A 23098-nucleotide genomic window follows, 5' to 3' on the forward strand; every position below is an offset into this window, starting at 1 on the left:
CAATAATGACTACCAGCTGACGGTCACCTCAAAGCCCCCTTCCGGCGCATTGCCCAGCGAGACGCGCATTCCGTGCAACGCCGCGATACGCTTGACAATAGACAACCCCAGACCGCTGCCGGTGGCGTCCTGGCCCGGTGGACGATAAAAGCGCTCGCCGAGACGCGCCAGCGCATCGGTTGAAATGCCCGGGCCGTTGTCGCGCACGGTAAAGCTTTGGGTGTTCAGCGTCACGTCCACCACGCTGCCGCGCGGGCTGTAACGAACGGCGTTGTCCAGCAGGTTACGCGCCAGCAGGCTCAGCAGTAGCGGCTGTCCGTGACGCATCACCTCGGACGCGTTGACGTTGAGCCGAATATCAATGCCCGCCTGCTGCGCCGGATGCCAGATATCCAGCACCGCGGATTGCAGCAAATCGGCCATCATCACGGGTTCGACGTCATCAAGATTATCCAGTGAATCCAGGCGCGACAGGGTGAGAAGCTGGTCCACCAGCCGGGAGGCGCGGTCGATGCCCGCATGCAGCTGCCCCAGCGCTTTAGACTGCGCCCCGGGATCGTCAAGGGAAAGCTGCGCCACGTCGGTTTGCACCTTCAGCGCGGCCAGCGGGCTACGCAACTCATGGGCGGCATCCGAGGTGAAGCGGCGCTCGCGGGCCATCATCTCCTGCGTACGGGCGAAAAGATGGTTAAGCGCATCAAGCAGCGGGCGAACCTCCGTCGGCACGCCGTGGGTGGGCAGCGTATCGGTCGCATCCGGCGAGCGCGAGCGCAGGGTCTGCGCCAGGTTTTTCAGCGGTTTCAGTTCCCGGCTCAGCAGGACAATCAGCAACAGCAGCATGACGGGCAGCGCCACCAGCCACGGCGTCAGCTGCGAGCTGACCACGTCCAGCGCCATATCCTGTCGGTACTCCCACTCCTGGCCAACCACCACGCGGTATTTCCCGTCCGGAGAAGTCAGCCACAGGAAACGCCATTCGTCGTTGTCATCCTGCAAGCGACCGTCATCAAACCCGTCCCGGTGGTAGAGGTAAGGTATGTCGCGCCCGTTTTCGCCGTCGTTAAGCACCATACTGCCGTCGGCGGTGAAGATTGCGAAGGCCAGCGCATCGTCGTCAAGATGGCCGTGTTTGGCTTTTTTTGGCACCTCGCGCATGCGTTCCGGGGCGCGGAGTTCGTCCACGTCCATCGTCAGCAGCCGTTTGGCAAACAGCATCTGCTGGGTATCGAACAGCTTATCGAGCTTGTCGGTCGTCTGGTGCCAGGCCACCACGCTTGCGGCAAACCAGGCCGCCAGGGACAGCAGCAAAAAGAGGAGCGTCAGGCGCAGCTTCAGGCTCAGGCGTTGGGTCAGTTTCATGCGTCACCCAGGGTATAACCGATGCCGTGCACGGTGCGGATAAAGTCGCTGCCGAGCTTGCGGCGTAAATGATGAACGTGGACTTCGACGGCGTTGCTGGAGACGTCATCATCCCAGTTGTAGAGCTTCTCTTCGATGGTCTTGCGCGGCAGCACGCGGCCCGCGTTGCGCATCAGCAGTTCCAGCAGGGCGAACTCTTTGGGTTTGAGCACCAGCGTTTCGCCCTCCAGCGTGGCGACAAGGCTTGCCGGATCGAGCGTGACCTTGCCGTGACGCAGCTCGCTGCGCGCCTGACCGTGGCTGCGGCGTACCAGCGCTTCCAGGCGGGCCGCCACTTCAATCAGCGCGAACGGCTTACACAGGTAATCATCCGCCCCCAGGCGTAACCCTTCAACGCGCTGATTCAGCGCATCCCGCGCGGTCAGGATCAGCACCGGTTCGCTCTTTCCGCTTTCGCGCCAGGCGCGCAGGATCTCAAGCCCGTCGATTTCCGGCAGCGTCAGATCCAGCACCACGGCATCATACGGCGCGGTGTACAGGGCCGCCTGCCCGGTTTTCCCGTCGGTAAACCAGTCCACGTTAAAGCCCATTTTGCTTAAGCCTGCTTTGATGCCGTCGCCGATGAGCTTGTCGTCTTCTACCAGTAAAATGCGCATATTTCCTCCTTGATGCCGTCAGTAAACCTTCTGTAAGCGCCTGCTGTACAGTAAAAATAAATAAATTTTCCCCTTAAGAAGTTGTTAAGGTTTACCCTGTTTAATGGATTGTGAAACGACATTAAAGGGAGAGATAAAGATGAAAAAATTCGCTGCAATTGCTGCCATCATGATGATGACCACGGCCCCTGTCTTTGCTGCACAGGGTGGCTTCTCTGGCCCATCTGCGACACAGAACCAGACGCATACCCAGCAGGGTGGCTTTGTCGATAACAACGCCAACCTCACCACCGCGGCAAAAGTGAAAGACCTGAAGGATGATGCCTGGGTGAAGCTGCGCGGTAACATTACCGAGCGCCTGTCCGATGACCGTTACACCTTCCGCGATGAAAGCGGCACAGTAGTGGTGGAGATCGACCACAAGCGCTGGAACGGCGTGACGGTGACGCCCCAGGATAAAGTCGAACTCCAGGGTAAAATCGATAAAGACTGGAACGAGTTTGAAATCGACGTGAAGCAGGTTATCAAGCTGAACAAATAACCCGGAAAGGGCCGCTTATGCGGCCCTTTTTCTTTGTGACTCAACTCGCCAGATGAGGTAGTATCTGCGGCAATATTGCCTGAAACCCATCGGTTTCTGAGTTGAGGAATCACACGTAATGAGCGATATGGCAGAGCGCCTCGCGCTACATGAATTCACGGAAAACGCCTACCTGAACTACTCCATGTACGTCATCATGGACAGGGCGTTGCCGTTTATCGGGGATGGCCTGAAGCCCGTTCAGCGCCGCATCGTCTATGCGATGTCCGAACTGGGACTGAATGCTACCGCCAAGTTTAAGAAATCCGCCCGTACCGTCGGCGACGTGCTGGGTAAATACCATCCGCACGGCGACAGCGCCTGCTATGAAGCGATGGTGCTGATGGCCCAGCCGTTCTCTTATCGTTATCCGCTGGTGGATGGCCAGGGGAACTGGGGGGCACCGGACGATCCGAAATCCTTCGCGGCAATGCGTTATACCGAATCCCGCCTGTCTAAATATGCCGAAGTGCTGTTGGGCGAGCTGGGGCAGGGGACGGTCGACTGGGTGCCAAACTTCGACGGTACGATGCAGGAGCCGAAAATGCTGCCTGCGCGTCTGCCGAACATCCTGCTGAACGGCACGACCGGTATCGCCGTCGGCATGGCGACGGACATTCCGCCGCACAACCTGCGTGAAGTGGCAAAAGCCGCCATCACCCTGATTGAGCAGCCGAAAACCTCGCTGGACGATCTGCTGGATATCGTGCAGGGGCCGGACTATCCGACCGAAGCCGAGATCATCACCTCGCGTGCGGAAATCCGCAAAATCTACCAGAACGGCCGTGGCTCCGTGCGCATGCGCGCGGTGTGGACCAAAGAAGACGGGGCCGTGGTGATCACCGCGCTGCCGCACCAGGTGTCCGGTGCGAAGGTGCTGGAGCAGATCGCCTCCCAGATGCGCAATAAAAAGCTGCCGATGGTGGACGACCTGCGCGACGAATCGGACCACGAAAACCCGACCCGTCTGGTGATCGTGCCGCGTTCTAACCGCGTGGACATGGAGCAGGTGATGAACCACCTGTTCGCCACTACCGATCTGGAAAAAAGTTACCGCATCAACCTGAACATGATTGGTCTGGACGGTCGTCCGGCGGTGAAAAACCTGCTGGAGATCCTCACCGAATGGCTGGCCTTCCGCCGCGATACGGTGCGCCGTCGTCTGAACCATCGTCTGGAAAAAGTGCTTAAGCGCCTGCATATCCTCGAAGGTTTGCTGGTGGCGTTCCTCAACATTGACGAAGTGATCGAGATCATTCGTACCGAGGACGAACCTAAGCCTGCCCTGATGTCGCGCTTTGGCATCAGCGAAACCCAGGCCGAAGCGATCCTCGAACTGAAATTGCGCCATCTCGCCAGACTGGAAGAGATGAAGATCCGCGGCGAGCAGAACGAGCTGGAAAAAGAGCGCGATCAGCTTCAGGCGATTCTGGCGTCCGAGCGCAAGATGAACACCCTGCTGAAGAAAGAGTTGCAGGCCGATGCCGACGCCTTTGGCGACGACCGCCGTTCTCCGCTGCACGAGCGCGAAGAGGCGAAGGCGATGAACGAGCACGACATGCTGCCGTCCGAGCCGGTGACCATCGTGCTTTCCCAGAGCGGCTGGGTGCGTAGCGCCAAAGGCCACGATATCGACGCGCCGGGTCTGAGCTACAAATCCGGTGACAGCTTCAAGGCGGCGGTGAAGGGCAAGAGTAACCAGCCGGTGGCGTTCATCGACTCCACGGGCCGCAGCTACGCCATCGACCCGATCACGCTGCCGTCCGCGCGCGGCCAGGGCGAACCGCTCACCGGCAAGCTGACGCTGCCGCCGGGCGCCACGGTTGAGCATATGCTGATGGAGGCCGACGATCAAAAACTGCTGATGGCGTCTGATGCGGGCTACGGATTTATCTGTACCTTCAACGATCTGGTGTCGCGTAACCGTGCCGGTAAGGCGCTCATTAGCCTGCCGGATAATGCACACGTCATGCCGCCGCTGATCATCGAGAATGAAAGCGACATGCTGCTGGCGATCACCGCTGCCGGACGTATGCTGATGTTCCCGGTCAGCGATTTGCCGGAGCTGTCGAAAGGGAAGGGCAACAAGATCATCAGCATCCCGTCAGCGGAAGCGGCAAAAGGCGAAGATAGCCTCGCGCATCTCTTCCTGCTGCCGCCGCAGAGCACGCTGACCATTCATGTCGGCAAGCGTAAGATCAAACTGCGTCCGGAAGAGTTGCAGAAGGTGGTGGGTGAGCGTGGACGTCGCGGCTCACTGATGCGCGGCCTCCAGCGAATCGACCGCGTGGAGATCGACTCGCCGGCGCGCAGCAAAGCGGACGACAGCGAAGAGTAACCTGTTTCATCCCCCCTCTTTCCGGAGGGGGAATTACCATAAAATTTCCCGTAAAAACGTTGTTAATTCGTGCGTTGCGATTAACAATACGCGCTCGTAATAAAGTCCTTACCTGGCCACAGGTGAAGTATAATTGTCAGCTGTCAGGGCTTCAGAGGTCGCTATGCTATACATTGTTCGTCTCATTCTTACCGTTATTTATTGCATTCTGGTCTGTATTTTCGGATCGATTTATTGCCTGTTCAGCCCGCGTAACCCAAAGCATGTCGCGACGTTTGGCCACATGTTTGGTCGTCTTGCGCCGCTGTTTGGCCTGAAGGTTGAAAAGCGACTGCCTGAAGGGGCGGAGAATTTCGGTAACGCCATCTATATCGCTAACCATCAGAACAACTACGATATGGTGACGGCCTCAAATATTGTTCTTCCGCCGACCGTAACCGTGGGTAAAAAAAGCCTGCTGTGGATCCCGTTTTTCGGCCAGCTGTACTGGCTCACCGGTAACTTGCTGATTGATCGTAACAACCGCGCCAAAGCGCATGGCACCATTGCAGAAGTGGTGGATCAGTTTAAAAAGCGCCGGATTTCCATCTGGATGTTCCCGGAAGGGACGCGCAGCCGTGGTCGCGGCCTGCTGCCGTTCAAGACCGGCGCGTTTCATGCTGCAATTGCGGCTGGCGTTCCAATTATTCCCGTGTGTGTTTCCAACACATCGAATAAGATTAATCTTAACCGTCTGAATAACGGACTGGTCATTGTCGAAATGCTGCCGCCGGTAGATACCTCAAAATACGGTAAAGACCAGGTGCGCGAGCTGGCCACGCACTGCCGCGAGCTGATGGCTCAGCATATTGCGCAGCTCGATAAAGAAGTTGCAGAGCGAGAAGCCGCCGGTAAGATTTAACCCGGTGTCGTGTAAGGGAAAACGAATTCCCGCGTTGTTAGTCGTTTCAGATGGAGCTTATATGTCACTCAGTCGGCGTCAGTTTATTCAGGCTTCGGGTATCGCCCTTTGTGCGGGTGCGATGCCGCGGACAGCCAGCGCCGCCGGGCAGCAACAGCCGCTGCCTATTCCGCCGTTGATTGAATCCCGTCGCGGACAGCCGCTATTCCTCACGCTTCAGCGTAGCCACTGGTCCTTTACCCAGGGAACGCGCGCGCAGGTATGGGGCATTAACGGACGCTATCTCGGGCCGACCATTCGCGTGTGGAATGGCGATGACGTTAAGCTCATCTACAGTAACCGTACGACGGAAAATGTCGCGATGACCGTCAGTGGTTTGCAGGTGCCAGGGCCTCTGATTGGCGGCGCGGCACGCATGATGTCGCCGAATGCCGACTGGGCGCCCGTCCTCCCGATTCGTCAGAGCGCGGCGACATTGTGGTATCACGCCAACACCCCGAACCGCACCGCCCAGCAGGTCTACAACGGCCTGGCCGGAATGTGGCTGATTGAAGATGAGGTCAGTAAAACGCTGCCGATCCCGAATCACTACGGCGTCGATGATTTCCCGATCATTATTCAGGACAAGCGGCTGGATAACTTCGGCACGCCGGAGTACAGCGAGCCGGGCAGCGGTGGTTTTGTTGGCGATACGCTGTTGGTTAACGGCGCGCAAAGCCCGTATGTCGAAGTGTCTCGCGGCTGGGTGCGCCTGCGTCTGCTGAATGCCTCTAACTCGCGTCGCTATCAGTTGCAGATGAGCGACGGCCGTGCGCTGCACGTGATTTCAGGCGATCAGGGGTTATTACCTGCGCCGGTGTCGGTGAAACAGCTGGCGCTGGCGCCGGGCGAACGTCGCGAAATCCTCGTGGATATGACCAACGGAGATGAAGTGTCCGTGACCTGCGGCGAAGCGGCAAGCATTGTTGACCGTATTCGCGGCTTCTTTGAACCGTCGAGCGTGCTGGTCTCCACGCTGGTGCTGACGCTGCGCCCGACCGGCCTGTTGCCGCTGGTGACCGACAGCCTGCCGATGCGCCTGCTGCCGCAGGAGATTGTGACCGGCCCGGCAGTACGCAGTCGCGATATCAGCCTTGGCGACGATCCGGGCATCAACGGCGCGCTGTGGGACGTAAACCGCATTGATATCACCGCCCAACAGGGAACATGGGAGCGCTGGACCGTCCGCTCGGAGATGCCGCAGTCGTTCCATATTGAAGGGGTGTCATTCCTGATCCGCAACGTCAACGGGGCGATGCCGTTCCCGGAAGACAGGGGCTGGAAAGATACCGTCTGGGTGGATGGCCAGGTCGAACTGCTCGTCTACTACGGCCAGCCTTCCTGGCCGCACTTCCCGTTCCTGTTCCACAGCCAGACGCTGGAGATGATGGACAGGGGATCGGTAGGGCAGATGCTGGTGAATCCGGCACCGTAAAACGAGTCGGGTGGCGGCTTCGCCTTACCCGACCTACAGGCCCGTAGGCCCGGTAAGCGTAGCGTCACCGGGCAATAAATACCCCTTCATTTCCCCCGGTAAACCAGCGTATAATCCCGCTCCTTTTGTCTATTTTTTCTTCGGAAGCATTATGAGCGCTATTTCCCTGATCCAGCCGGATCGCGACCTCTTCTCCTGGCCCCAGTACTGGGCAGCCTGCTTTGGACCGGCGCCGTTCCTGCCGATGTCCCGGGAAGAGATGGATCAACTGGGCTGGGACAGCTGCGATATCATTCTGGTGACGGGCGATGCGTATGTCGATCACCCGAGCTTTGGCATGGCGATCTGTGGCCGTATGCTTGAAGCCCAGGGCTTCCGCGTGGGGATCATCTCCCAGCCTGACTGGAACAGCAAAGACGACTTTATGCGTCTGGGCAAGCCTAACCTGTTCTTCGGCGTGACCGCGGGCAACATGGACTCGATGATCAACCGCTATACCGCCGACCGTAAGCTGCGCCATGACGACGCTTATACGGCTGACAACGTGGCGGGTAAACGTCCCGATCGCGCGACCCTCGTCTACACCCAGCGATGCAAAGAAGCATGGAAAGACGTGCCGGTGATCCTGGGCGGCATCGAGGCGAGCCTGCGCCGCACCGCGCACTACGACTACTGGTCTGACACCGTGCGCCGTTCGGTGCTGGTGGATTCAAAAGCCGACATGCTGATCTTCGGCAACGGCGAGCGTCCGCTGGTGGAAGTGGCGCATCGCCTGGCACAGGGTGAAGCGGTCAGCGAGATCCGCGACGTGCGCAACACCGCGATCATGGTGAAAGAGGCGCTGCCGGGCTGGAGCGGGGTGGATTCCCGCATTATCGATATGCCGGGCAAAATCGACCCTATCCCGCATCCGTACGGTGACGATCTGCCGTGCGCGGATAACAAACCGGTTGAGCCGAAGAAGGCGGAAGCAAAGGCCGTGGTGGTGCAGCCGCCGCGTCCGAAGCCGTGGGAAAAAACCTATGTGCTGCTGCCGTCTTACGAAAAAGTAAAAAGCGATAAAGTACTCTACGCCCACGCATCGCGCATCTTACACCATGAAACCAACCCCGGCTGCGCGCGAGCGCTGATGCAAAAGCACGGCGAGCGCTATATCTGGGTTAACCCGCCGGCGATCCCGCTCTCTACCGAAGAGATGGACAGTGTCTTTGCCCTGCCGTACAAGCGTGTGCCGCATCCGTCATATGGCAACAGCCGCATTCCGGCGTATGAGATGATCCGTTTCTCAATCAACATCATGCGCGGCTGCTTCGGTGGGTGCTCCTTCTGTTCGATCACCGAACACGAAGGCCGTATTATTCAGAGCCGTTCCGAAGAGTCGATTGTTAATGAGATCGAAGCGATTCGCGACACGGTGCCAGGCTTTACTGGCGTAATCTCCGATCTGGGTGGTCCAACGGCCAACATGTACATGCTGCGCTGTAAATCGCCGCGCGCCGAGCAGACCTGCCGTCGTCTCTCCTGCGTCTATCCGAGCATTTGCGAGCATATGGACACCAACCACGAGCCGACGATCAATCTTTACCGTCGCGCCCGCGATCTGAAAGGCATCAAGAAGATCCTGATCGCCTCCGGCGTGCGTTACGACATTGCGGTGGAAGATCCGCGCTACATCAAAGAGCTGGCGACGCACCACGTTGGCGGTTATCTGAAGATCGCCCCGGAGCACACCGAAGAAGGCCCGCTGTCCAAAATGATGAAGCCGGGCATGGGCAGCTATGACCGCTTTAAACAGCTGTTTGATACTTATTCAAAACAGGCGGGGAAAGAGCAGTATCTGATCCCATACTTCATCTCCGCACACCCCGGCACCCGGGATGAAGACATGGTGAACCTGGCGCTGTGGCTGAAGCAGCGTCGATTCCGTCTGGATCAGGTGCAGAACTTCTACCCGTCGCCGCTCGCCAACTCGACGACCATGTATTACACCGGCAAAAACCCGCTGAGTAAGATTGGTTATAAGAGCGAAGACGTGGTGGTGCCGAAAGGGGATAAACAGCGCCGTCTGCACAAAGCGCTGCTGCGTTATCACGATCCGAAAAACTGGCCGCTGATCCGTCAGGCGCTGGAAGAGATGGGGAAAAAGCACCTGATCGGCTCGCGTCGTGATTGCCTGGTGCCTGCGCCAACGCTGGAAGAGATGCGCGAAGCGCGCCGCCAGAACCGTAACACGCGCCCGGCGCTGACCAAGCACACGCCGATTGCGCATCAGCGTTCGAACGGTGGTACGGGAACGAAGAAGAACGTAAAACGTAAGACCGGTTAAACCTGTAACAATGCCCGGTGGCGCTGCGCTTACCGGGCCTACAGGTCTAACCCTCTCCCCACCGGGGAGAGGGCAGGGTGAGGGGATCACCCGCCAAACTGATCCGGGTCCGGCCCAAGCCGTTTGCCCTGATCCAGCTTCGCAATTTCACCCAGCTCGTCTTTATCCAGGCGGAAATCCCAGACGTCGAAGTTCTCGGCGATACGCGATGGCGTGACCGATTTCGGGATCACCACCAGACCGCTATCCAGATGCCAACGAATGACGATCTGCGCCGGGGTTTTACCGTACTTATCCGCCAGTTCACGGATGATTTTCTGGTCAAACACCCCTTCGCCGCCCTGGGCCAACGGGCTCCAGGATTCGGTCTGGATCTTGTGCGTGGCGTTCCATGAATGAAGCTGGCGCTGCTGCATCAGCGGATGCAGCTCAATCTGGTTAATCACCGGCGCGACGCCCGTTTCATCAATCAGGCGTTGCAGATGATGAACCTGGAAATTACAGACGCCGATGCTTTTTATCAGCCCCTCTTTTTGCAGTTCAATCATCCCCTTCCAGGCATCAACGTAATGGTCGATAGCCGGTACCGGCCAGTGCATGAGATAAAGATCGACGAAATCGAGCTGGAGTTTCTCCAGACTCTCCTGCAACGCTTCGCGGGGACGCTTTTGATCGTCGTTCCACAGCTTGGTGGTGATGAACAGCTCATCCCGGGGAACGCCAGCGCTGGCAAGCGCTTTTCCCACGCCGTCCTCGTTTTTATAGGCGGCGGCGGTATCGATAGACCGATAACCGACTTCCAGAGCTTTATGAATGGCGGAGACGACCTCGTCGTTACCGGCTTTCCATACACCTAGCCCCAGCTGGGGCATCACGTTGCCGTCCTGTAGCTTGATTACGGTTTGGTTTGCCATTTTTCCTCCTTCAGGTGCTCATCGCCGGAGGGAACCTCCGACGATGTGATGTGCATTAAGTCTGGACGAAATGTCAAAAAACGAAAGTCAGGAACCTAAAAACGCTTAACGTGCCGCTTCGTAAATACGACGGCTGACGTCCAGGGTGATGTCGCCATGCTCGCCGATCTGCGTCATGCCGTGTGCTTCCAGTTTCGCCAGCAGGGCAGGGATGGAACTGCCGTCCAGGCCGTAGCCAGAGAGACGCGTTGGCACGCCCAGGCTTTCAAAGAAGTGACGGGTGGCTTCAATCGCGGCATCGATACGCGCATCGTCGGAACCGTCGGTGATGTTCCACACGCGTTCGGCGTACTGGAGCAGTTTGGCGCGTTTAGCGTCACGTTTTTCGTTCCACAGCGCAGGCAGAACCACCGCCAGCGTCTGGGCGTGATCCAGACCGTGCATCGCCGTCAGCTCGTGGCCGAGCATGTGGGTAGCCCAGTCCTGCGGCACGCCTGCGCCGATCAGGCCGTTCAGCGCCTGGGTGGCAGCCCACATCACGTTGGCACGCACGTCGTAATTTTCAGGCTCTTTCAGCGCTTTTGGACCTTCTTCAATCAGCGTCAGCAGAATGCCTTCCGCGAAACGATCCTGAATTTTGGCGTTTACCGGGTAAGTAACGTACTGCTCAACGGTGTGAACAAAGGCGTCGACCACGCCATTCGCCACCTGACGCGCAGGCAGGGTATAGGTGTAAACCGGATCGAGGATCGCGAACACGGGCTGAACGTGTTCGTTCATAAAGGCCTGCTTGTCACCGGTGGTTTTACGGGAGATGACCGCGCCTTTGTTGGACTCTGATCCGGTGGCCGGCAGCGTCAGCACGGAGCCCATCGGGATCGCACTGCTGATGTCGCTGCCGCCCGTTTCCAGAATATGCCACGGGTCGATGCCGTCAGCGTAATGGGCCGCCGCCGCGATGAATTTGGTGCCGTCCAGCACGGAACCGCCGCCCACCGCCAGCAGGAAGGTGATTTGCTCATCACGGGCGATTTTTACCGCGTTCATCAGCGTTTCATAAGACGGGTTAGGCTCGATACCGCCGAACTCGCGCACGTCCAGACCTTCCAGAGCGCTGTACACCTGATCCAGTACGCCGGTTTTTTTCACGCTGCCGCCGCCGTAGGTAATCAGGACGCGGGCGTCCGTCGGGATTTGCGCGCGCAGGTCAGCGATAGCGTTTTTACCAAACAGAATGCGGGTTGGAGTGTGAAGATTAAAGTTGTTCATGGCTTGTTCCCTGTAGTGGGTAAAAAATCGTGGTGGCGCAGAAGGCAACCTGATGCTGCTCATTGTGGCGGGCAGGCGCTATCCTCTCAATGCACATTCCTGCCGATGTCTTGCCCATTTCTACAGCGCGCTGGAGAAACGGTAAGAAAATGCGCACACTGTCAGCGTCGTAAACCGTACCCGGAGTAACTGAAAATGAACCGTGATGCCATCTGCCGCCAGCTAACGTCGCAGATTAAAAGACTGATAGATAACGGAAATGATTCGGCTGAGCTGCTGCCGGATATCCGATTGCTCTACGGTACCCAGCCCGGAACGCGCACCCCGGTGATGTATCAGCCCGGCATCGTGTTTCTCTTTTCTGGCCATAAGATTGGCTATATCAATGAGCGCGTGTTCCGTTACGACACCAATGAATATCTGCTTCTGACAGTACCTTTACCCTTCGAATGTGAAACTTTCGCGACAGAGGAGGTACCGCTGGCCGGGATCCGCGTCAACGTCGACATCCTCCAGTTGCAGGAGCTGCTGATGGAGATTGGGGAGGACGAGCTTTTCCGGCCGTCGATGGCGGCAAGCGGTATCAACTCCGCGACCCTGTCGGAGGAAATTCTCTGCGCGATTGAACGCCTGTTAGACGTGATGGAAAGGCCGCTGGATGCGCGTATTCTCGGAAAACAGATTATCCGCGAAATTCTTTACCATGTGCTGCTGGGACCGGGCGGCGGGGCGCTGCTGGCGCTGGTAAGCCGACAAACGCACTTCAGCCTGATTAGCCGCGTGCTGAAGCGCATCGAGAGCCAGTACACGGAAAACCTCAGCGTTGACCAGCTGGCGGCGGAAGCCAATATGAGCGTCTCGGCGTTTCACCATAACTTTAAATCCGTCACCAGCACGTCGCCGTTGCAGTACCTCAAAACCTACCGTCTGCATAAGGCGCGGATGCTGATGATCCACGATGGCATGAAGGCCAGCGCCGCGGCGATGCGGGTCGGGTATGAAAGCGCGTCGCAGTTTAGTCGGGAGTTTAAGCGTTACTTCGGCGTCACGCCGGGGGAAGATGCGTCACGTATAAGAACCATACAGGGAGCGTGAGGGGAAACGGAGGCCGGGTAAGCGGTAGCGTCACCCGGCTTTTGTTTATGCGCTGCAATACTTTTTCTTAATCACCACCGCAATGGTACCCACCAGCCCTGCAACCAGCAGGAAAATCGGCAGGATCATCAGGAAAGTCATCACCTGGTCTTCATGGTGCTTAACGAAGGGGATCATATTCAGCGCGTAGCCGAGCGTGGTGACCACGCCCACCCAGAGCAGGGCGCTCAGCCAGTTGAAGAACTGGAAGCGGCGGTTAGAGAGGCCTGAAATACCCGCCATGGTAGGCAACAGGGTACGAACAAACGCCAGAAAACGCCCGGCAAGTAACGCCAGCAGGCCGTGGCGGTCAAACATGCAGGTCGCGCGCTGATGATATTTATGCGGCAGCTGCGCCAGCCAGCCTTTCACCACGCGGGTGTTTCCAAGCCAGCGCCCTTGCAGGTAGCTCAGCCAACAGCCGAGACTGGCCGCAGAGGTGAGGATCACCATTGTCGGTGCGAAGTCCATCACGCCCTTGCCGATTAACGCCCCCGCGAGCAGGAGCAGGCTGTCACCGGGTAAAAATGAGGCTGGCAGTAATCCATTTTCCAGAAACAGCGTCGCGAACATCACGAAATAGACAATCCCGACGACATGCGGGTCCGCCAGCGCGGCAAAATCGTGTTGCCAGAGCGCCGTGATGATATTTTGAATAACAGCCATGGACTTTCCTGTGGAACAGCAGATATAACGCTATTGTACTCCCAATTTTGCCTGTCGGGGTTGATCGCAGGCGCATCTCATACAGACTTTTCTGCTTGCGGTGTTCAGAATTGCGTCCGGGGAGTACATTTCAGCCAGCACTTTACACGATGCGCTCAAATCCTGCCGATAAATCCGCAATTAAATCGTCCACATTTTCCAGCCCGATATGCAGGCGGATTAAGGTCCCCTCGAAGTCCACCTCGCCGCCCGGGCGCAGGGCCGCAATCTGCTCCGGCTGGTTGGGCAGGATCAGCGATTCAAACCCACCCCATGAATAGGCCATGCTGAAGAGGGTAAAGTTATCCAGATAGCTTGCCAGTTCGGCGTCATTCAGGCGCTTTTTAAGAACGAATGAGAACAGCCCGCTGCTGCCCGTAAAGTCACGTTGCCAGTATTCGTGGCCCTTGCTGCCCGGCAGCGCCGGATGGTTAACGCGCTCCACCTGCGGATGCAGCGCCAGCCACTGTGCAATTTGCAGGCTGCTTTCGTGATGCTGACGCAGACGCACGCCGAGTGTACGGATGCCCCGGCTGGTCATGTAGGCGGTATCGGCATCCACCATCTGGCCCATCAGGTAGGCGTTTTCACGCAATTGATCCCAGCAGCGGGCGTTAGATACCGCCGTACCGATCATGCCGTCGGAATGGCCAATCAGGTATTTGGTCGCCGCCTGAATGGAGATATCGATGTCAAATTCCAGGGCTTTAAATAGCACACCTGCCGCCCAGGTGTTGTCGATCATGATGATCGCTTCCGGCGCTATGCTGCGCACCGCCTTCACGATGGCCGGGACGTCATGCACTTCCATGGTGATGGAGCCGGGAGATTCCAGGAACACAACGCGCGTGTTGGGCTGAATAAGCCCGGCAATACCGGCCCCAATCAGCGGATCGAACCAGCTGGTGGTGACGCCGAGCTTGCTGAGTATTTTGGTGCAGAAGTCCTGGCTTGGCTCGTAGGCGGTATTGGTCATCAGGACGTGGTCACCCTGTTCCACAAACGCCAGAATGGTATTGGCGACCGCCGCCGCGCCGCACGGGAACAGCGCGCAGCCCGCGCCGCCCTCCAGTTCGCACATGGCTTCCTGCAACGAGAAATGGGTTAACGTGCCACGACGACCGTAAAACAGCCCGCCCTTCGCGCGATTACGCGTAGCGATTTTTTTATCTTCAACGGTATCAAACACCAGCGAGGAGGCGCGCTGGATCACGCTGTTGACCGAGCCCTGTGTGTATTTCTTACTGCGTCCTGCCTGCACCAGCGTGGTCTCAAGCTGCTTTTTAGTCATGTTCGCTAACCCTATTTTTATACGTCTGGACGTCCAGACTACCACGATTGTCAGAATGTGCATCCGGATGCTTATCGAATAAGCAGAAAATATTATCAAAAATTCGCATAAGAAATTTTTACTGCGTAAGCGCAAGGAAAGTGAGCGAAAATTACGGCACTATGTAAATACTAATGAGAACTACTATCAATTCGACGACGTTTTGATATTATTACGTTCAGATTTTGTGATTTGCGTCCTGGAGATACAGAGTGGGTAATAATTTGATGCAGACGGATCTCTCCGTTTGGGGCATGTATCAACATGCTGACATCGTAGTTAAGATTGTGATGATCGGCCTGATTCTGGCGTCCGTGATCACCTGGGCTATCTTCTTCAGCAAGAGCGCCGAACTTCTTTCACAAAAACGCCGCCTCAAGCGTGAGCAGAAGCAGCTGGCGGAAGCCCGCTCTCTGGATCAGGCTTCTGATATCACCTCATCCTTCCATGCGAAAAGCCTGACTACCCTGTTAGTGAACGAAGCGCAGAACGAGCTGGAACTCTCCGCAGGCAGTGAAGATAACGAAGGCATTAAAGAGCGTACCGGCTTCCGTCTGGAGCGTCGCGTTGCGGCCGTGGGTCGTCATATGGGCCGCGGTAACGGCTACCTGGCAACTATCGGCGCCATCTCCCCGTTCGTCGGCCTGTTCGGTACCGTCTGGGGCATCATGAACAGCTTTATCGGTATCGCCCAGACGCAGACCACTAATCTTGCGGTCGTCGCGCCGGGTATCGCAGAAGCGCTGCTGGCCACGGCTATCGGTCTGGTTGCCGCTATCCCGGCGGTTGTTATCTATAACATCTTCGCGCGCATGATTGGCAGTTACAAAGCCACACTGGGTGACGTTGCCGCGCAGGTTCTGCTGCTGCAAAGCCGCGATCTGGACCTGAACGCCAGCGCCGTTAAACCGGTTCATGCGGCGTCCAAACTGCGCGTAGGTTGATTGTATGGCAATGCGTCTTAATGAAAATCTGGACGATAACGGTGAAATGCATGAGATCAACGTGACGCCGTTTATCGACGTCATGCTGGTTCTGCTGATTATCTTTATGGTTGCCGCACCGCTGGCGACGGTGGACGTGAAGGTGAATCTGCCTGCGTCCTCCAGCCAGCCGCAGCCGCGTCCGGAAAAACCTATCTACCTGTCCGTGAAGGCCGATAAGTCCATGTTCCTGGGCAACGATCCGGTAACGGATGCCTCGGTTATTCCGGCGCTGGACCAGCTGACCGGCGGCAAGAAAGACACCACCGTCTTCTTCCGCGCGGATAAAACCGTCGATTATGAAACCATGATGAAGGTAATGGACACGCTGCATCAGGCGGGATACCTGAAGATTGGTCTGGTCGGCGAAGAGAAAGCGGCCGCGAAGTAAAACGAAGGCTTTTGGCGTCTTCCCTGCCGGGGGGCGGCGTCGCCTTACCCGGCCTGCATTCCGCAACAATCATTGTTGACTCACACTGAAGGCGCCGTCGGCGCCTCTTCATCAAGCGCTACACAGGTCACGTTTGAAGTACGGTAATGACCTTCCGAGAGTTTTCGGGTCAGGCGCAGGGTGGCTGTCTCGCGTGCCAGCAGGTACTGATAGTTCGCCTCCAGTCGCCCGAGGATCTTCTCTTTAAGCTCAGGGCGCTGTTCAATAATGGCGTTCATCACCGCGCCGTAAATCTCCTCCTTGGCCTGCAAGGCGTAAATCTCCCGACGATTCTGCCATTTCAGGCGCACCAACGTGGCCGGAATCGAAACCAAATCCTGCGTAATTCGCGTCATCTCGTCATTTTTTATCTTTTTCAGGGCGTCGAGATTCTGCTTTAAGATAAATTCATCGCTTTTCTTATCATCTAAAGTCAAATAAACGTTATTACCGCTATCATCATTCACGTTAATCTTCCCCCAGGTTATAAAAAATGGGATTGTTTTTTTCACGCGTAATTAAATTAAGCCAAATTTCATTGCCGGCTTCATTTATTTGCTGCGTTTTCTCGGCCATTATTTGACTTAGCGTCTGGGCGTCTATTTCTCCTTCGGCCTGTAAATCATTCAGCAGATGAACTAAGGCTTCAATCTTGATGGCGCGAAATAAACGCTCTTTTAAATGGCGATCATGCTCTTCCAGCACCATATTACGGGATTTGCCGGTGCGCGAAACACCAATTAATATATCGGCTTCATAGTCGGAGAGTTTTCTTTTTCCTTGAGTGAAATTCGCCTCTTTATCTGCTTCCGTCGAAGGCTGTTCCACAGGCGTAATGTGGTACTTTGCCGGGACAATATTGTCGGGCAGCATTTTAATTTCCTTTAATTTCAAAAGGGTGGGGTTGGAAAAAGGGTGAGATTCGTTGACAATATCATGAGGCAATTTTAAAATCAAAAAAAATGGAGCCTACCCATGAACAGCATTTTCTTCACGGTCATAACGTTACTATTACTGACCGCTGGCGTGCTTTTATTGATGCAAGAGTTCAATAAAACGAAAGTGTCAAAAGACGCCAGTGAACCGCCGCAGCCTCAATTGATGTCGAAAGAGGAGGGGGAAGATCATTTTTCCGTATTGATGAACGCCGTGACGCCGGTCTGGTACTGGCGAGTGAATCACGAATATATCGATTTTCTCCATGCGACAATTAAGCGAATGAAAATGGCTGAAATTAATGATACGCCCGGCCTGTTCGACGCGCAGCGCCGTTGTAGCGACCTTAATTCGGCGGTCTATAAATATTACGACAATATCAAAAAGCGCTGTCTGAATGGCGAGAAGGTGTCGTACTCCGATTTAGACGTATTAAATCTGCGTCAGTGTTTTCGTGAGTTTAGCCTGGAAGCCTACCCGGAACTGGTCGCGCTGGTCTGGCCGGAGTATGCGCGTCCGGATGTGGATCCCAACGAGGTATAGTTGAGATATACTCAGCGCTGGTTTCGTTTGCAGACAGGATTTTATGGAACGCTTCTTTGAAAACGCAATGTATGCCTCTCGCTGGCTGCTCGCACCCGTCTATTTTGGTCTCTCCCTGGCGCTGATCGCCCTGACGATCAAGTTCTTCCAGGAGATATTCCACGTCCTGCCAAACATTTTCTCCGTGGCAGAAGCCGATTTGATTCTGGTTCTGCTGTCGCTGGTGGATATGACGCTGGTGGGGGGATTACTGGTGATGGTGATGTTCTCCGGTTATGAGAATTTTGTCTCTCAGCTTGATATCGCCGAGCACAAAGAAAAGCTCAACTGGCTGGGGAAAATGGACGCCTCATCGCTGAAGAATAAAGTCGCGGCGTCGATTGTGGCAATTTCGTCTATTCACCTGTTACGCGTCTTTATGGACGCTAAAAACGTCCCGGATAATAAGCTGATGTGGTATGTGATTATCCACCTGACGTTTGTGCTGTCGGCGTTTGTGATGGGGTATCTGGATAAGATCAGTAAGAAATAAATTCACCATGCCCCTCACCCTAACCCACTCCCACAGGGAGAGGGAATATCAATCTCCCTCTCCCTGTGGGAGAGGGCCGGGGTGAGGGCAGCAGGCCGCACTATTTATTTATCCGACGACGCCTGCCACAAATTCAGCTCACCATCCGCAACGTGCTGGTCAATCCGCGTCAGTTCATCTTCGCTAAAGCGCAGGTTATTCAGCGCCTGAACGTTCTCTTCCAGCTGCTCCGGGCGGCTCGCGCCAATCAGCACCGACGTTACACGCTCATCTTTCAACAGCCAGCTTAGCGCCATCTGCGCCATCGTCTGCCCGCGCGCGTGCGCCATCTCGTTCAGCAGACGAAGGCTGCTCAGGTTGGCTTCCGTCAGCATTTTCTCCGTCAGGCCGCGCACTTTTTTCCCTTCGCGCTGCATACGTGAACCGTCCGGAATACCGTTCAGGTATTTTCCGGTGAGCAGGCCCTGTGCCAGCGGGGTAAAGGCGATACAGCCCGTTCCGTTTTTCTCCAGCGCGTCCAGCAGGCCGGTCTTGTCGACCCAGCGGTTAAGCAGGTTGTAAGACGGCTGGTGGATCAAAAGCGGGATCTTCCACTCGCGCAGCAATTCGGCCATTACCGCCGTGCGTTCCGTGGAGTAGGACGAAATGCCGACGTACAGCGCTTTTCCGCTCTGCACCGCGTGCGCCAGCGCGGCGGCGGTCTCTTCCATCGGCGTGTTTTCGTCTACGCGGTGAGAATAGAAAATATCCACATACTCCACACCCATGCGTTTCAGGCTCTGGTCGAGGCTGGCGAGCAGGTATTTACGTGAACCGCCCGAACCATACGGTCCTGGCCACATGTCGTAGCCCGCTTTGGTGGAGATGATCAGCTCGTCGCGATACCCGGCAAAATCCTCCCGCAGCAGGCGGCCAAAATTCTCTTCAGCGCTGCCCGGAGGGGGGCCGTAGTTGTTGGCAAGGTCAAAGTGGGTAATGCCGAGATCGAAGGCCTTACGCAGCAGCGCGCGCTGGGAATCGAGCGGCTGAACGTGACCGAAGCTGTGCCACAGGCCCAGCGACAGTGCCGGTAAGCGCAGGCCGCTTTTGCCGCAGTATCGGTACTGCATGTTTTCGTATCGGCCGGTGTAAGGGTGCCAGGACATGATGTCTCCTTTCTTGTCGGTGAATTTTCGAAACAACGTTTTCATTCTATGCCGACTCGATAACAAAAAAGTATATTTTCTGCGGTATCTGCCGATAACGAGGGAAGTACTCGCCTCTGGGCGAATTCACCCTCACGGCAAGGAATACTCAATGAAGATGCTTCGTAATTTCACCATCCGTTTCGTCATGCTGACGATACTGGGGATCTTTTGTGTCATGTGGGCAGGCGTGGGGCTTTACAGCACCTGGTCTCTGTCTCGTGTTTCTGATGGTAATGACGTTGACCGCCAGCTGGTCCGGCAAATGACGGTGCTGAGCCAGGGCAACGATCAGTATTTCCGTTTCGTCACCCGCCTGAGCCGGGCAATGGAAGTTAAAGCGGCGGGCGGCACGCCGGACCTGGCTCCTGCTCAGCAGGCGCTGGATAACATGAGTAAAAAGCTGGCAGAGATGAAAGCTATCTCCCCCGGCCCGATGGATGAAAAGGTATCTGCACAGGTGATTTCCACCTGGCAGGCGCTGCTCGATCAGGGCGTGACGCCGCAGATGGCGCAGGCGAAGCAGGCGACGCTCGAAGGCTATCGTCAGCATGCCAACAACGTCACGCCGCCGCTAAGCCGTGCATTCGGGTCAGCGGCTGAGAACTTTAACAACACCGCGGCGAAGGCGCTCGACAGCACTCGCGTGGTGGTCGACGGCCTCACCAGCATGACCCGGACGGTGATTATCACCGCCACGATCGTGGGTCTGTTGATCCTGCTGTTCACCGACCGCTACCTGGTGGCGATACTGGTAAAACCGCTGGATCGTATCCGTCAGCAGTTCCGCCAGATTGCACAGGGCGATCTCAGCCAGCCGATTGAATCTTTGGGCCGCAACTGCGTGGGGCAACTGGTGCCGCTGCTGAGCGCCATGCAGGACAGCCTGCGGGAAGCGGTCAGCACGATTCGTTCCGGCAGCGAGAATATCTGGCGCGGGGCAACGGAGATCTCCAGCGGGAATAACGATCTCTCTTCGCGTACCGAAGAGCAGGCCGCCGCGCTGGAAGAGACCGCGGCCAGCATGGAGCAGCTAACCGCAACGGTGAAGCTGAACGCTGAAAGCGCGCGTCAGGCCAGCCAGCTTGCGGATGTCGCCTCCAGTACGGCCAGCCGCGGCGGGTCGCTGGTGGAAGATGTGGTCACAACCATGAGCGGTATTTCGGACAGCTCGAAAAAAATCGCTGAAATCACTACCGTCATCAACAGCATCGCCTTCCAGACCAATATTCTGGCGCTGAACGCCGCGGTGGAAGCGGCCCGGGCCGGGGAGCAGGGGCGTGGCTTTGCGGTCGTGGCGGGTGAGGTGCGTAATCTGGCCAGCCGCAGCGCGAATGCGGCAAAAGAGATCGAAGGGCTGATTGCAGATTCCGTTGCCCGCGTGGAGCAGGGGGCGCAGCTGGTGAACGATACCGGCACCACGATGGAAGCGATCCTGCGCGACGTGACGGAAGTGACCGTCATTATGAAGCAGATCGCCACCGCGTCAGAGGAGCAGAGCAAAGGTATTTCTCAGGTCGGCGTTGCCATCACGCAGATGGACGGCGTGACCCAGCAGAACGCCTCGCTGGTGGAGCAGGTTTCCGCCGCCGCCGCCGCACTTGAACGGCAGACCGAAGAACTCCAGCGCTCAGTGCAGAAATTCCGTCTCACCGCGTAACCTCATCGTGTCAGGCCGTCTCTGGCGGCCTGACGTTTATCGCTCTGAATAATCTGTGTCACCTGCGACAGCTGACCAATTTTAACTTCACTTGCCCGCATAAATTTACTTTTGTCGATCAGCAGCAGCGACTGGCTGGCGCGGTTTAACAGCAGCGCCTTAAAGCCCGCGTTGTGCTCGGATGGATCCCAGAGGACGCCATGCTCATCGACCCCTTCACACGAGAAGATGAACAGATCGATCTCCAGCCCTTTTAGCTGCGCCACCAGCGCCGGATTAACATAGCAGCGATACTTACGCTCAAGCGTTCCGCCGGAGCAGATAAGCGTGATCCGCTCGCGCTTTGCCATCTCGTGGCAGATAGGCAGGCTGTTGGTAAATACGGTGAGGTCGATGTCCGGCAACTGGCGCGCCAGATGAAAGCAGGTGGAGCTGGCGTCGAGGGCGATGGTCATCCCTTCGCTGATCCAGCCCAGCGCGTGGCGGGCAATATCGGCTTTGTCGGCATAATGGCTTTTCAGGCGTGCGCCAAAGGGTTCACCGCTGTCGCGGCTGTCCGGGTGAATCAGACGCGCGCGCCCGTGCTGGCGCAGAAGCTTCCCCTGCTGCTGTAACGACTTCAGATCCCGGCGGATGGTCTCTTTGCTGACGGAGAGCTTTTCAGCCAGCACCTCGGTAGTCAGCCAGTCGCTTTGACTCAGCAGGGTGATAAGGCTCTGCTGTCGGGTCGCTTTTAGCGTCTGGTCTGACATACGAGGCTCCTTGCGCACGCGTGCTGACGCATTTTTCTCATCGCGGAAGAAGGGCGGCGAACCGCCCGGTCATGGATCACCCCTGACGTTTATCTTCCGTCTGGGTATCGAAGTCGCTCGCTGAATGACGCTCATGCAACTGCTCGTTCAGCTCGCCGTTGGTACGGTTAACAATACGCCCGCGTTTAACGGCCGGACGATTCGCCACATCTTTTGCCCAGCGCTGCACGTTGGTGTACTTCCCGGCATCCAGGAACTCGGCGGCGTTATACACGCTGCCCAGCGCCACGCAGCCAAACCATGGCCAGACCGCCATATCCGCAATGGTATATTCCTCACCCGCTACGTAACGACCGCGCGCCAGCTGTTTGTCCAGCACGTCGAACAGGCGTTTAGCTTCCATGGTGAAGCGATCGATAGCGTACTCAATCTTCACTGGTGCGTAGTTATAGAAGTGGCCAAAACCGCCGCCGAGGAACGGGGCCGCGCCCTGTAACCAGAACAGCCAGTTCAGGGTTTCCGTTCGTCCTGCCGGATCTTTTGGCAGGAAGTGACCAAATTTCTCGGCCAGGTAGAGCAGGATATTGCCGGATTCAAAGACGCGCGTCGGCGGGGTGGTGGAGTGGTCACGCAGGGCCGGGATCTTCGAGTTCGGGTTCACGTCGACAAAACCGCTGGAGAACTGATCGCCCTCACCAATGCGGATTAACCATGCGTCGTATTCCGCGCCCGTCACGCCCAGCGCCAGCAGCTCTTCCAGCATGATGGTAACTTTCTGTCCATTCGGCGTGCCGAGAGAGTACAGCTGGAGCGGGTGCGCGCCCACCGGTAGCTCTTTCTCGTGCGTCGCGCCCGAGACGGGACGGTTGATATTGGCGAACGCGCCGCCGTTATTCTGTTTCCATTCCCACACTTTCGGTGGCTGATAGGTGTTATCTGACATGTTGGCCTGCCTTTTTGGTGTTGTGTTGAGGCAGTGTAGCAGGAGATGCAGGAACCGTTTAACGATGCGAGCGTAATGGGCAGGGCGGGTGTATGATAACGCCACCTCTGTCAGTTAATTACAACGTGCAGACGACGACAACCCCACAA

General features: G+C 56.8%; 22 protein-coding genes. 11 read left to right on the forward strand and 11 right to left on the reverse strand.

Going from position 1 to position 23098, the window contains the following annotated elements; all coding sequences use genetic code 11:
* Positions 1 to 9: 9 nt before the first annotated feature.
* Together qseC and qseB are read right to left on the reverse strand one after the other, a co-directional pair.
* Positions 10 to 1359: a quorum sensing histidine kinase QseC gene (gene qseC, locus ACOTW6_RS07930; RefSeq protein WP_213788971.1), complete on the reverse strand. Its 1350-nt coding sequence runs from the start codon at positions 1357 to 1359 to the stop codon at positions 10 to 12.
* On the reverse strand, positions 1356 to 2015 hold the full coding sequence (gene qseB, locus ACOTW6_RS07935; protein ID WP_047052020.1) for a quorum sensing response regulator transcription factor QseB: 660 nt from the start codon (positions 2013 to 2015) through the stop codon (positions 1356 to 1358). Before qseB ends, qseC begins: the two co-directional genes overlap by 4 nt.
* A gap of 139 nt (positions 2016 to 2154) precedes the next feature.
* On the opposite strand from qseB, the gene ACOTW6_RS07940 reads away from it, so the two are divergent.
* From ACOTW6_RS07940 to ACOTW6_RS07960, 5 genes are all read left to right on the forward strand, one after another.
* Complete coding sequence (locus tag ACOTW6_RS07940; protein WP_023295444.1) at positions 2155 to 2556, forward strand: YgiW/YdeI family stress tolerance OB fold protein; 402 nt, start codon at positions 2155 to 2157, stop codon at positions 2554 to 2556.
* Positions 2557 to 2674: 118 nt separating this feature from the next.
* Positions 2675 to 4933 (forward strand): DNA topoisomerase IV subunit A, encoded by a 2259-nt coding sequence (gene parC / locus ACOTW6_RS07945; protein WP_049134872.1) that lies wholly within the window; start codon positions 2675 to 2677, stop codon positions 4931 to 4933.
* A gap of 163 nt (positions 4934 to 5096) precedes the next feature.
* A complete protein-coding gene (gene plsC / locus ACOTW6_RS07950) occupies positions 5097 to 5834 on the forward strand; it encodes a 1-acylglycerol-3-phosphate O-acyltransferase (RefSeq protein WP_003862497.1) in 738 nt (245 codons plus the stop codon).
* Between the two features lie 61 nt (positions 5835 to 5895).
* Complete coding sequence (gene ftsP / locus ACOTW6_RS07955; protein WP_017384056.1) at positions 5896 to 7308, forward strand: cell division protein FtsP; 1413 nt, start codon at positions 5896 to 5898, stop codon at positions 7306 to 7308.
* Between the two features lie 151 nt (positions 7309 to 7459).
* A complete protein-coding gene (locus tag ACOTW6_RS07960; protein WP_090280448.1) occupies positions 7460 to 9634 on the forward strand; it encodes a YgiQ family radical SAM protein in 2175 nt (724 codons plus the stop codon).
* A gap of 86 nt (positions 9635 to 9720) precedes the next feature.
* Here ACOTW6_RS07960 and dkgA read toward each other — a convergent pair whose 3' ends face one another.
* Both dkgA and yqhD read right to left on the reverse strand, forming a co-directional pair.
* Positions 9721 to 10548: a 2,5-didehydrogluconate reductase DkgA gene (gene dkgA, locus ACOTW6_RS07965; protein ID WP_003862493.1), complete on the reverse strand. Its 828-nt coding sequence runs from the start codon at positions 10546 to 10548 to the stop codon at positions 9721 to 9723.
* A gap of 105 nt (positions 10549 to 10653) precedes the next feature.
* Positions 10654 to 11817, reverse strand: coding sequence for an alcohol dehydrogenase (gene yqhD, locus ACOTW6_RS07970; RefSeq protein ID WP_023323745.1), 1164 nt, complete (start codon positions 11815 to 11817; stop codon positions 10654 to 10656).
* Positions 11818 to 12012: 195 nt separating this feature from the next.
* Here yqhD and ACOTW6_RS07975 point away from each other — a divergent pair, with 195 nt between their 5' ends.
* Positions 12013 to 12912 (forward strand): AraC family transcriptional regulator, encoded by a 900-nt coding sequence (locus tag ACOTW6_RS07975; RefSeq protein ID WP_017692668.1) that lies wholly within the window; start codon positions 12013 to 12015, stop codon positions 12910 to 12912.
* Positions 12913 to 12957: 45 nt separating this feature from the next.
* On the opposite strand, the gene yghB is transcribed toward ACOTW6_RS07975, so the two are convergent.
* Entirely contained in the window at positions 12958 to 13617 is a 660-nt protein-coding gene (gene yghB / locus ACOTW6_RS07980; protein WP_006811961.1) for a DedA family general envelope maintenance protein YghB, read from the reverse strand.
* 142 nt (positions 13618 to 13759) lie between these two features.
* Entirely contained in the window at positions 13760 to 14947 is a 1188-nt protein-coding gene (gene metC, locus ACOTW6_RS07985) for a cystathionine beta-lyase (protein WP_003862484.1), read from the reverse strand.
* 251 nt (positions 14948 to 15198) lie between these two features.
* On the opposite strand from metC, the gene exbB reads away from it, so the two are divergent.
* Together exbB and exbD are read left to right on the forward strand one after the other, a co-directional pair.
* Positions 15199 to 15930, forward strand: coding sequence for a tol-pal system-associated acyl-CoA thioesterase (gene exbB, locus ACOTW6_RS07990; protein WP_003862482.1), 732 nt, complete (start codon positions 15199 to 15201; stop codon positions 15928 to 15930).
* Between the two features lie 4 nt (positions 15931 to 15934).
* Positions 15935 to 16360: a TonB system transport protein ExbD gene (exbD, locus tag ACOTW6_RS07995; RefSeq protein ID WP_001251472.1), complete on the forward strand. Its 426-nt coding sequence runs from the start codon at positions 15935 to 15937 to the stop codon at positions 16358 to 16360.
* 80 nt (positions 16361 to 16440) lie between these two features.
* On the opposite strand, the gene ACOTW6_RS08000 is transcribed toward exbD, so the two are convergent.
* Both ACOTW6_RS08000 and ACOTW6_RS08005 read right to left on the reverse strand, forming a co-directional pair.
* Positions 16441 to 16866, reverse strand: a complete 426-nt coding sequence (locus tag ACOTW6_RS08000) for a hypothetical protein (protein ID WP_017382748.1) — start codon at positions 16864 to 16866, stop codon at positions 16441 to 16443.
* 1 nt (position 16867) lies between these two features.
* A complete protein-coding gene (locus ACOTW6_RS08005) occupies positions 16868 to 17272 on the reverse strand; it encodes a hypothetical protein (RefSeq protein WP_045340560.1) in 405 nt (134 codons plus the stop codon).
* 102 nt (positions 17273 to 17374) lie between these two features.
* On the opposite strand from ACOTW6_RS08005, the gene ACOTW6_RS08010 reads away from it, so the two are divergent.
* Together ACOTW6_RS08010 and ACOTW6_RS08015 are read left to right on the forward strand one after the other, a co-directional pair.
* Positions 17375 to 17878, forward strand: coding sequence for an ESA_00282 family adhesion-associated protein (locus ACOTW6_RS08010; RefSeq protein ID WP_213788973.1), 504 nt, complete (start codon positions 17375 to 17377; stop codon positions 17876 to 17878).
* A 43-nt stretch (positions 17879 to 17921) separates the two neighbouring features.
* Entirely contained in the window at positions 17922 to 18410 is a 489-nt protein-coding gene (locus ACOTW6_RS08015) for a TIGR00645 family protein (RefSeq protein ID WP_040118109.1), read from the forward strand.
* A gap of 104 nt (positions 18411 to 18514) precedes the next feature.
* Here the strand turns inward: ACOTW6_RS08015 and ACOTW6_RS08020 are convergent, their stop codons facing one another.
* Entirely contained in the window at positions 18515 to 19555 is a 1041-nt protein-coding gene (locus ACOTW6_RS08020) for an aldo/keto reductase (RefSeq protein WP_017382745.1), read from the reverse strand.
* A 151-nt stretch (positions 19556 to 19706) separates the two neighbouring features.
* On the opposite strand from ACOTW6_RS08020, the gene ACOTW6_RS08025 reads away from it, so the two are divergent.
* Entirely contained in the window at positions 19707 to 21254 is a 1548-nt protein-coding gene (locus tag ACOTW6_RS08025) for a methyl-accepting chemotaxis protein (protein WP_003862469.1), read from the forward strand.
* Positions 21255 to 21256: 2 nt separating this feature from the next.
* Here ACOTW6_RS08025 and fucR read toward each other — a convergent pair whose 3' ends face one another.
* Together fucR and yghU are read right to left on the reverse strand one after the other, a co-directional pair.
* The gene (fucR, locus tag ACOTW6_RS08030) at positions 21257 to 22006 is read right to left on the reverse strand and encodes an L-fucose operon activator (protein ID WP_213788974.1); all 750 of its coding nucleotides are present in this window, start codon (positions 22004 to 22006) and stop codon (positions 21257 to 21259) included.
* Positions 22007 to 22082: 76 nt separating this feature from the next.
* On the reverse strand, positions 22083 to 22949 hold the full coding sequence (gene yghU, locus ACOTW6_RS08035; protein ID WP_003862465.1) for a glutathione-dependent disulfide-bond oxidoreductase: 867 nt from the start codon (positions 22947 to 22949) through the stop codon (positions 22083 to 22085).
* Positions 22950 to 23098 lie beyond the last annotated feature (149 nt).

Source organism: Enterobacter cloacae complex sp. IR5403 (assembly GCF_049238705.1).
Taxonomy (GTDB): Bacteria; Pseudomonadota; Gammaproteobacteria; order Enterobacterales; family Enterobacteriaceae; genus Enterobacter; species Enterobacter hormaechei_C.